The organism is Mycobacterium sp. (assembly GCF_049585075.1).
Taxonomy (GTDB): Bacteria; Actinomycetota; Actinomycetes; order Mycobacteriales; family Mycobacteriaceae; genus Mycobacterium.
On record NZ_JBAUZA010000113.1, the window covers coordinates 1 to 8057 of the forward strand.

General features: G+C 67.0%; 10 protein-coding genes and 1 pseudogene. 9 read left to right on the forward strand and 2 right to left on the reverse strand.

All coding sequences use genetic code 11. The annotated features are described in order from the left end of the window. A partial coding sequence (locus WB785_RS05045; RefSeq protein WP_424077602.1) for an SDR family NAD(P)-dependent oxidoreductase occupies positions 1-440 on the reverse strand: 440 nt, incomplete at its 3' end. Positions 441-559: 119 nt separating this feature from the next. Here WB785_RS05045 and WB785_RS05050 point away from each other — a divergent pair. The 9 genes from WB785_RS05050 to egtE all read left to right on the forward strand — a co-directional run bounded on the left by WB785_RS05050 (position 560) and on the right by egtE (position 7888). Then, the gene (locus WB785_RS05050) at positions 560-901 is read left to right on the forward strand and encodes a hypothetical protein (protein WP_424077603.1); all 342 of its coding nucleotides are present in this window, start codon (positions 560-562) and stop codon (positions 899-901) included. Between the two features lie 129 nt (positions 902-1030). Then, the gene (locus WB785_RS05055) at positions 1031-1204 is read left to right on the forward strand and encodes a hypothetical protein (RefSeq protein WP_424077604.1); all 174 of its coding nucleotides are present in this window, start codon (positions 1031-1033) and stop codon (positions 1202-1204) included. Between the two features lie 71 nt (positions 1205-1275). Then, positions 1276-1686 (forward strand): hypothetical protein, encoded by a 411-nt coding sequence (locus tag WB785_RS05060; protein ID WP_424077605.1) that lies wholly within the window; start codon positions 1276-1278, stop codon positions 1684-1686. A gap of 37 nt (positions 1687-1723) precedes the next feature. Further along, complete coding sequence (locus WB785_RS05065; RefSeq protein WP_424077613.1) at positions 1724-2353, forward strand: sensor domain-containing protein; 630 nt, start codon at positions 1724-1726, stop codon at positions 2351-2353. A 175-nt stretch (positions 2354-2528) separates the two neighbouring features. Continuing rightward, on the forward strand, positions 2529-3812 hold the full coding sequence (egtA, locus tag WB785_RS05070) for an ergothioneine biosynthesis glutamate--cysteine ligase EgtA (protein WP_424077606.1): 1284 nt from the start codon (positions 2529-2531) through the stop codon (positions 3810-3812). Continuing rightward, positions 3809-5089: an ergothioneine biosynthesis protein EgtB gene (gene egtB, locus WB785_RS05075; RefSeq protein ID WP_424077608.1), complete on the forward strand. Its 1281-nt coding sequence runs from the start codon at positions 3809-3811 to the stop codon at positions 5087-5089. The genes egtA and egtB overlap by 4 nt, the downstream gene beginning before the upstream one ends. Further along, a complete protein-coding gene (egtC, locus tag WB785_RS05080) occupies positions 5089-5790 on the forward strand; it encodes an ergothioneine biosynthesis protein EgtC (protein WP_424077609.1) in 702 nt (233 codons plus the stop codon). The genes egtB and egtC overlap by 1 nt, the downstream gene beginning before the upstream one ends. After that, positions 5787-6752 (forward strand): L-histidine N(alpha)-methyltransferase, encoded by a 966-nt coding sequence (egtD, locus tag WB785_RS05085; RefSeq protein WP_424077610.1) that lies wholly within the window; start codon positions 5787-5789, stop codon positions 6750-6752. Before egtC ends, egtD begins: the two co-directional genes overlap by 4 nt. Continuing rightward, positions 6749-7888 (forward strand): ergothioneine biosynthesis PLP-dependent enzyme EgtE, encoded by a 1140-nt coding sequence (gene egtE, locus WB785_RS05090; RefSeq protein ID WP_424077611.1) that lies wholly within the window; start codon positions 6749-6751, stop codon positions 7886-7888. The genes egtD and egtE overlap by 4 nt, the downstream gene beginning before the upstream one ends. A gap of 3 nt (positions 7889-7891) precedes the next feature. On the opposite strand, the pseudogene WB785_RS05095 reads toward egtE, so the two are convergent. Further along, positions 7892-8057, reverse strand: a pseudogene (locus tag WB785_RS05095) (SAM-dependent methyltransferase); the annotation flags it as partial.

An 8057-nucleotide genomic window follows, 5' to 3' on the forward strand; every position in this document is an offset into this window, starting at 1 on the left:
ATATGGGGCACACCGGCTTTCACGGTCTTCCACACGCCTGAGAGGTTCACATCGATCATGTCCTGCCAGTCACTTTCGCTGACTTTGTCGAGTGTGCCACCGTCGTCGTTGCCGGCGTTGCTGATGCCTGCGTTGGCCACGATGACGTCCAGCCGCCCGAGTTGCTCGACTCCGCTGTCGACTGCGGCTTTGAGGGCCTCGTAGTCGCGCACGTCGACTTCGGCGGTGACAACGCGGCGGTTGTGGCCCCGCACCAGATCCGCGGTCTTGGCCAGATCCTCCGGCGTGGACGGCGGGTTCAAGAATCCCTCGATCGGCTTGCAGATGTCGATGGCAATGATGTCCGCGCCCTCTTGCGCCAATCGCACGGCGTGCGCCCGGCCCTGGCCGCGGGCGGCCCCGGTGATGAACGCGACCTTGCCTTCGACTCGCCCAGCCATAATGAACTCAATTCTCGAAATATCGGTTCAGCCGAAGCGGGCTAATTTCGGCGCCACTCATACGTTTTTCATAGGTTGTACCTAGCGGGCCCTAGCCGTTGCCCACGCATCATTTCAGCATGAGCGAAACACCTGAAACACCAACCAGGCCGACTGCGGTCGCCACCACACCAACAACCGAAGTAGTCAAACCTTATTGGCTCTACCGGTTCGCGGCGTGGGTCGTGATCGTTGCCGGCATCGTCTTTATCGCCATGAGCGTTTTCTTCGCCGGTTTCAAGATCGCCGGCCATCATCACCACCACGGGTGCCACCACCACCACATGGGTCAACACCACGGCGTGCGCCCCGGCGGCATGCACCGCGGCCCGGGTGCTGGCGGTCCGGGGGGTCCCGCCAGCCCAGGACCCTCGCAACCACCGTCGTCCGTCTCGCCGTCGCTGGCTCCGGCGCAGCCGTAGTCCGCAGTTCTCTGCCCATGAGCCCGGCGTCCCCGCAACGGGACGCCGGGCTCCGAGTCTTTCCTACGACGTCTTAACGGCCCGCCATCCAGTCGCGGCTATCGCTCAGGTGAGGCATTATGGCGAAGCATGAGCGAGACACCTCCGTCGTCGATTCCGCCGCCGCCCGCCGCGCCGCTCGCCGCACCTGTGCCCGCACATTCCGAGAGGCTCTATCAAGTAGCGGCGTGGGTGGCGATCATTGCCGGTGTCCTGCTCATTGCCCTGGTCGCGCTTCGTTTCGCCTGGTTCTTGTGCTGCTAGGACGGTAGCCGCGCGGCCACGCCAAGAGTGCGGCGTTTGATGGTCGGCGCCCACGTCGGCATGATCAGGGGATGACCCAAGCACCCGAGCACGAGATCCAGCCGCCGCCCCCCGCCACGCCTGTGCCGCCGCACTTGGCGAAGCCTTCGCGGCTCTACCAGGTGGCGGCGTGGGTGGTGATTGTCGCGGGCATCGTTTTCATCGTGGCGGTCATCTTCTTTACTGGCGCCGCAGTCGCCGGGCATGATCAGCCCTTCCGTCATCACCACGGCATGTTTGGACCCGGCGGTCCCGACGGTCCTCCCGGCGGAATGTTCGTCTTCCCGGGACCATTTCCGCCCAGCATGGGCCCCGGTTGGCCCGGCGGCCCGCCAATGATGCCAGGGCCCTTCGGACCGGACATGGGGCCGGGCGGGCCCGGTGGCCCCGGCGGCCATGGCGGCGGTCATGGCGGTCCGCCTCCCGCCCCTGCCACGCCGTAGCGCAAGATCCATGACCTTCGAAGTCGCGAAGGCGACGATGGGCGTGGCGGTCGGCGGCGTCGCGGCGGTACTTCTGGCCCCGCCGACGGCGGCCGTGCCTTCCGCCCCTGGCGTCGTTAGCTATGCCGTCCTGAGCAAGGGTTCGGTGGGCAACATCGTCGGCGGGCCGATGCGCGACGAGTCGATGTTCACCCAGCCGGTCCAGTCGTTCTTCGTCGACAACCCGGTGTGCAACAACTGGGCCGACATCGGGTTGCCGGAGGTCTACAACGACCCCGACCTGGCATCGTTCAACGGCGCCAGCACCCAGACGTCACCAACCGACCCGACTCACTTCGTCAGACAAGCGGTCGGCGTCTTCGCGACCGGTGATGCCGCCGCCGCAGCGTTCCACCGCGTTGTAGACCGCACGGCCGGCTGCTCCGGGCAGACCACAGCGATGCATCTGGACAACGGAAGCACGCAAGTCTGGTCGTTCGACGGCGGACCCGCAGGTCCCGCCGATGCGGCATGGACCAAGCAGGAAGCCGGCACCGACCGGCGATGTTTCAGCCAGACCCGGCTGCGGGAAAACGTGCTCCTGCAAGCCAAGGTCTGTCAGTCCGGTAACGGCGGTCCTGCGGTAAACGTGCTGGCCGGCGCCATGGAGAATGCGCTAGGTCAATAACCGTGGCCGTTTCGGCGCACGCTGGCGCGCCCGAATATCGCGGGAGCCCGGCGACCACGGGAAGATGTCGGTGCCCTCTGGAAGATGGAAGCTTGTGGCTATCGTGGGGTAGCCGCGCGCAACCAACGGGATCGATCGCTCGGGACCGTTGGCCTGGGCCGAAGGGATCGGGAATATGGCGTTTGCCGTCGCGTCGCAGCAGGATCACGCATGCCCCGCAGACGAGCTGGCCAGTTCATCGGCCGCAGCGCAGTACATCACCGACAGCTGCCTGTCCGATGGTCCGGTAGGGCGGGTCGGCCTCGAGCTCGAGGCGCACTGCTTCGACCCAGTCAACCCGAATCGCCGACCGACCTGGGATGAAATCACCGGCGTCCTGAAATCTCTTCCGGGCATGCCGGGTGGCAGCGTCGTCACCATCGAACCCGGTGGTGCTGTCGAATTGTCCGGCCCGCCGCTGCAGGGTGTGCTGCCGGCGATCGAGGCGATGACAAGCGACCAGGCCGTGCTGCGAACAGCTTTCGCCGGCGCTGGTCTGGGCCTGGTATTGCTCGGCGCGGATCCGCTACGGCCGGCTCAGCGCATCAATCCGGGTGCGCGCTACCACGCGATGGAACAGTTCTTCAAAGCCAGCCACACCGGAGCGGCGGGCGCGGCGATGATGACCTCGACGGCGTCGGTTCAGGTCAATCTCGATGCCGGGCCCGCGACCGGTTGGGCCGACCGGGTGCGGCTGGCCCACGCGCTGGGGCCCACCTTGGTCGCGATCGCCGCCAATTCGCCGCTATTGGGCGGCAACTTCTCCGGCTGGCGATCCACCCGCCAGCGGGTGTGGAGCCAGCTCGACTCGGCGCGATGCGGACCCATCCTGACCGCCAGCGCCGACGATCCCGGCACTGACTGGGCGCGTTACGCCTTGAAGGCGCCGGTCATGCTGGTGCACTCCCCGTCCAGAGAGGCTGCGGAGGCGGTGATGCACTATCTGCCCTTCGCGGACTGGGTAGACGGCCGCGAGTTGCTCGGCGGTCGCCGCCCTACCGCCTCCGACCTGGATTACCACCTCACTACGTTGTTCCCGCCGGTACGTCCACGCCAGTGGCTCGAAATCCGCTACCTGGACAGCGTTCCCAACTCCATCTGGCCGGCTGTGGTGTTCACGTTGGTGACGCTGCTCGACGATCCGGTGGCTGCTGATATCGCTGCTGAAGCCGTCGAGCCCGTGGCCACCGCTTGGGATGTCGCTGCGCGGACCGGGCTTGGTGACCGGCGACTCTACGCCGCGGCCAACCGGCTGGTGGCCGTCGCCGCCGAACGCGTGCCGCCCAGCCTCAGCGAGCCGATGGTGGATCTGGTCGCCGCCGTCGAACGGGGCCGCTGTCCCGCCGACGACTTTTCCGACCAGGTGATCGCCAATGGCATCGCGGCTTCGGTCACCAAGCTGGCGCTAGGGGAGTCGTGAGTTCAAGCGAGGCGCTGGCCCGAGATCTGACCCGGGCACGGGAGCGGACCCTGCGGCTGGTCGATTTCGGCGACGCCGAACTTCGCCGCCAGTACGACCCGCTGATGAGCCCGTTGGTGTGGGACCTGGCGCACATCGGTCAGCAGGAAGAACTGTGGCTGCTGCGCGGTGGTGACCCGGACCGACCGGGGATGTTGCCGCGCGTCGTCGAAGACCTCTACGACGCTTTCGTGCATTCCCGGGCCAGTCGCGTCGACCTGCCGCTGCTGACTCCCGACCAGGCGCGGACGTATTGCCGGACCGTGCGATCGGCCGCGCTGGATGCCCTCGATGCGCTGCCCGACGAGCCGGGCCGGGACTTCCCGTTCGGGATGGTGGTCAGCCACGAAAACCAGCACGACGAAACGATGCTGCAGGCGCTGAATCTGCGCAGCGGTCCGCCGCTTCTGCCGGACACGTCCACGCTGCCGCCCGGTAGGCCGGGACTCGCCGGGACGTCGGTGCTGGTGCCGGGCGGTCCGTTCGTCCTGGGTGTCGACGGGGCAGCCGAACCGTACTCGTTGGACAACGAACGCCCGGCCCACGTCGTCGATATCCCGGCATTTCGCATCGGACGCGTTCCGGTGACCAACGCCGAATGGCGCCAGTTCGTCGATGACGGCGGCTACAGCCAGCCACAGTGGTGGTCGGCACGCGGCTGGGAGCACCGCCAAAGCGCCGGCCTGACCGCGCCGCAGTTCTGGGCGCCCGACGGGCAGACTCGCGCCCGGTTCGGTCGGGTCGAGGACATCCCCGCCGACGAGCCGGTTCAGCACGTCAGCTACTTCGAGGCGCAGGCTTACGCCGCGTGGGCCGGCGCCCGCCTGCCCACCGAAGCCGAATGGGAGAAGGCGTGCGCGTGGGATCCGGAAAGCGCTACTCGGCGCCGCTATCCGTGGGGCGCGGAGGAGCCGTCGGCTACCCGCGCCAACCTCGGCGGCGACGCACTTCGCCCGGCACCCGCCGGTGCTTATCCGGCGGGTGCGTCGGCCTATGGAGTCGAGCAGATGCTCGGCGATGTCTGGGAATGGACCAGCTCGACGTTGCAACCGTGGCCGGGCTTCACACCGATGATTTACCAGCGCTACTCGCAACCGTTCTTCGGCGGCGACTACCGGGTGCTGCGCGGCGGGTCTTGGGCCGTGGAGTCGGCCACGCTGCGGCCCAGCTTCCGTAACTGGGATCACCCATATCGGCGGCAGATCTTTTCCGGCCTGCGGCTGGCGTGGGACGCCTGATGTGCCGACACCTCGGCTGGCTGGGACGGGAAGTCTCGGTCTCCTCGTTGGTGCTCGACCCGCCCCATGGTCTCCGGGTGCAGTCCTATGCTCCGCGTCGGCAAAAGTATTGCCTGTTGAACGCCGATGGTTGGGGCGTAGGGTTTTTCGACGGCGCGACGCCGCGGCGCTGGCGCAGCGTCGCACCGCTGTGGGGAGACGTCTCGTTCGATTCCGTCGCGCCGGCGCTGCGCAGCCGCTGCGTGGTGGCGGCAGTGCGCTCAGCGACAGTCGGCATGCCGATCGAAGCCAGCGCGACCGCCCCGTTCACCGACGGACAGTGGCTGTTGTCGCACAACGGGATTGTCAACCGGCGTGTGCTGCCAGCCGGTCTACGGATCGAATCAGTCTGTGACAGCGCAATTCTCGCTGCGCTGATCTTCGACCGGGGTCTCGATGCATTGGGTGAGACCATCGTCAAGGTGGGCACCGACGACCCGACTGCTCGGCTGAACATCATGGCGGCCAACGGTTCTCGGCTCCTCGCCACGACTTGGGGCGACACCCTGTCGATCCTGCGTCGCGACGACGGGCTGGTGTTGGCCAGCGAGCCGTATGACGACCAGCCCGGCTGGGAAGACATACCGGACCGCCACCTCGTCGATGTCACCGCCGAGGGCGTCACTTTGACCGCACTGGAACACACGAAAGGATCTCGATGACGTTATCGCTGTGCAACCACCTGGCGGCGGACTCCGCATATCAGGCGCTGCGCCGTGACGTGCTCGACGGGCTTCGGAGTTCTCCGAAGTCGTTGCCGCCCAAGTGGTTTTATGATTCGGTAGGCAGCGACCTATTTGACCAGATCACCCGGCTGCCCGAGTATTACCCGACACGCGCCGAGGCGGAGATCTTGCGGGCCCGGTCTGCAGAGATCGCCTCGGTCGCCGGCGCAGACACTCTGGTCGAGCTGGGCAGCGGTACGTCGGAGAAGACCAGGACGCTACTGGCGGCGCTGCACGACGGCGGTGCACTGCGCAGGTTTGTGCCGTTCGACGTCGACGCGAGCATGTTGGGAGCAGCAGCGACTGCCATCCAGCGGGAGTATCCCGATATCGAAATCGCTGCTGTCTGCGGCGATTTCGAAGAGCATCTGTCGGAAATCCCGGACGGCGGGCGGCGGCTGTTCGTGTTCTTGGGCTCGACGATCGGCAACCTCACCACTGAACCGCGGGCGGAGTTCCTGGCGACGTTGGCCGCGGTCATGCGACCGCGGGACAGCCTGCTGCTGGGCACGGATTTGGTCAAGGACGCTGGCCGGCTCGTGCAGGCCTATGACGACGCAGCAGGAGTGACAGCGCAATTCAATCGCAATGTCCTTACGGTGATCAATAGGGAACTGGATGCCGACTTCGACGTCGACGCCTACCGGCACGTGGCCCGCTGGAACGGCGACGACGAGCGGATGGAGATGTGGCTGCGGGCCGAGAGCGCGCAGCGGGTGTCCATCGCTGCGTTGGACCTGACCGTCGAATTCGCCTCTGGCGAAGAGATACTCACCGAAGTGTCCTGCAAGTTTCGGGCTAATGCGGTGGCCGACGAACTGGCCCGGGCGGGGCTGCGGCGTACCCGGTGGTGGACCGATGATGCCGGCGATTTCGGGTTGTCGCTGGCAATCAAGTGAGCGGTAGCTCGGTCAATTTGGGTGTGGCCTGGCGGGCGGCCCGACCGCCGGTCGCCGGGATACACCTGGACAGCGCCGCCTGTTCGCGGCAAAGCTTCGCGGTGCTCGACGCCGCCGCCGCCCACGCGCGACACGAGGCCGAGGTCGGCGGATATGTCGCGGCCGATGCGGCCAAACCTGTTCTTGACGCCGGACGCGCCGCCGTGGCCGCGCTTGCCGGGATGCCCGACGCAGAAGTGGTTTTCACCACCGGGTCGTTGCACGCGCTGGATCTGCTGTTGGCCAGTTGGCCTGCCGGTCGGACCCTGGCGTGTTTGCCGGGTGAGTACGGACCCAACCTTGCCGTGATGGCTGCGCACGGCTTTGCCCGCCGCCCGCTACCGACCGACGACCAGGGTCGAGTCGAGGTCGACAAAGCCGCCGCCGGCCTGGCCGCCGATCCCCCCGACCTGGTTCACCTGACCGCGGTGGCCAGCCACCGCGGCGTGGTGCAGCCACTGCACCAAATGGCCCAGCTGTGCCGGGATTTGGGTCTACCGCTGGTGGTCGATGCCGCCCAAGCACTCGGGCAGGTGGACTGCGCTGCGGGCGCCGACGTGACCTATGCTTCGTCGCGCAAATGGATCGCCGGCCCGCGGGGCGTCGGTGTGCTTGCGGTGTCGCCGAGCCTAGTCCAAAGGCTCCGGCCGCGGCTGCCGCCGCCGGATTGGGTGTCGTCCCTGTCGGTGGCTGAGCGACTCGAACTCGACGAAGCCAATGTAGCCGCCCGCGTGGGATTTTCGGTTGCGGTCGGTGAGCACATCGCAGCCGGACCGGCTGCGGTGCGCGCGCGCCTCGCCGAGGTGGGCCGCATCAGCCGGACCGTACTCGCCGATGTGCGCGGGTGGCGTGTGGTCGAATCCGTCGACGAGCAAAGCGCCATCACCACGCTGGCCCCCGTCGACGGTGCCGACCCGGAGAAGATCCGCGCGTGGCTGATCGCCGAACGGCGCATTTTGACGACATCGGCTGGGGTGGTACGTGCGCCGCTGGAGCTTACGGCGCCGGTGTTGCGGATTTCGCCGCACCTAGACACCACGATCGATGAGCTGACCACCTTCGCCGACGCGCTCACCGATGCGACGGCAGCCGTCTGACGTTCAGCCGGCCTTATGCGCGGTCAGCAGATAGGCCGGCAGCTTCGCGCGGCCCTTGTCGTCGCGAGGGAACTCCGGCATCTGGAACGGCGCATCGGGGATATTCGGCGGGATGTTCGCATGAATGAACGCCGGCCGGATCTCGTCGATCTCCCAGTACTTCGATACC